At 62.3% G+C, this 1,485-nt stretch carries 2 protein-coding genes; both read left to right on the top strand.

The features are described from left to right. Positions 1 to 51: 51 nt before the first annotated feature. Positions 52 to 447 (top strand): VOC family protein, encoded by a 396-nt coding sequence (locus EN991_RS35905; RefSeq protein WP_013531287.1) that lies wholly within the window; start codon positions 52 to 54, stop codon positions 445 to 447. Positions 448 to 464: 17 nt separating this feature from the next. Beyond that, positions 465 to 1,259, top strand: a complete 795-nt coding sequence (gene xth, locus EN991_RS35900) for an exodeoxyribonuclease III (RefSeq protein ID WP_013531286.1) — start codon at positions 465 to 467, stop codon at positions 1,257 to 1,259. Positions 1,260 to 1,485: the final 226 nt, after the last annotated feature.

Raw genomic sequence — 1,485 nt, 5'->3', positions numbered from 1 at the left:
GTCCGAACGCCGTCGCCTCCTGCGGCTGCGGCACGAGTTTCTCCATATAGAATGCCTGCCATCGGTGCGGTCCGTCAGATCGCGCTGTCGGCTGGCCGTGACCTCGACGTGACGCTGGCTTTCTGGCGCGACGTGCTCGGCATGGCCGTCCATGCACGCTTCGATCCGCCGGGCATCGCCTTCATCATGGCCGGAGAAATCAGGCTGCTGTTCACCGACGGCGTACCGGCCGGAACCGTCTATCTCGACATATCGGGCCTTGATCAGTTCCATGCCTCGGCTGCTGCCGCCGGCGTGCCCTTCACCGCGCCGCCAACGCTTGTCCATCGCGACACGGACGGCCAGTTCGGTCCAGCGGGGGAAAGCGAATGGATGGCCTTCCTAAAGGACCCGGCTGGCAATACGATCGGCCTCGTCGAACGCCATCCGCCGCAAGAGCCCAACTGAACAGCATCGAGACCGCCATGAAAATCGTCACCTGGAACATCAACGGTGTCCGCGCCCGCATCGGCAACCTGACCCATTGGCTGACCGAGAGCGCACCCGACATCGTCTGCCTGCAGGAGATCAAGACGGTCGACGAGCAGTTCCCGCGCGCCGAGATCGAGGCGCTTGGCTACAATGTCGAAACCCATGGCCAAAAGGGTTTCAACGGCGTCGCGCTGTTGTCGAAGCTGCGCTTCGACGAGGTGATCAGGGGCCTGCCCGGCGACGATGCCGATGAACAGGCGCGTTTCATCGAAGGCGTTTTCTCAACCGACAAGGGCGCCTTGCGCGTTGCCTCGCTCTATCTGCCGAACGGCAATCCGATCGATGACGAGAAGAAGTTTCCTTACAAGCTGTCCTGGATGGCGCGGCTTGAGCGCTGGGCCGAAGAACGGCTGAGACTTGAGGAGGCTCTGGTGCTCGCCGGCGACTACAACGTCATTCCCGAGCCGATCGACGCGCGGTTTCCGGAGAACTGGCTGGGCGACGCCCTGTTCCAGCCGCAGACGCGACAGGCCTTCCGTCGGCTGCTCAATCTTGGTTTCACCGAGGCGGTGCGCGCGGTCACCGACGCGCGCGACACCTATACGTTCTGGGACTATCAGGCCGGCGCCTGGCAGAAGAACAACGGCATCCGTATCGACCACCTGCTTTTGTCGCCGGAAGCCGCCAACCGATTCTCATCGGCCTCTATCGAAAAGCATGTGCGCGCTTGGGAAAAACCGTCCGACCATGTCCCGGTGGCGATCGATCTCGCGCTTCAGCCGGCTTGAGAGAACCTCGCCGGGCCCGTCTGCGCTGAACCCTCATATCGCCACATTTCGCGCCGTTCATTGCAGACCAGCATGGCGGCTGGGGTTCCATGAGCACACGATTTCATCTTTGTCCCATTGGCCTGGCATTTGCCATGGCCGTTCCTGGTACGGCATTTGCCGACCAGGAATGCCTGGCCAATGGAAAATCCTACCAGATCGGTCAGGTCGCCTGCCTGACGGTGGC

It is taken from the genome of Mesorhizobium sp. M7A.F.Ca.US.005.03.2.1, from assembly GCF_003997795.1.
Classification (GTDB): domain Bacteria; phylum Pseudomonadota; class Alphaproteobacteria; order Rhizobiales; family Rhizobiaceae; genus Mesorhizobium; species Mesorhizobium ciceri.
This window is presented reverse-complemented; position numbering and strand designations above follow the sequence as displayed.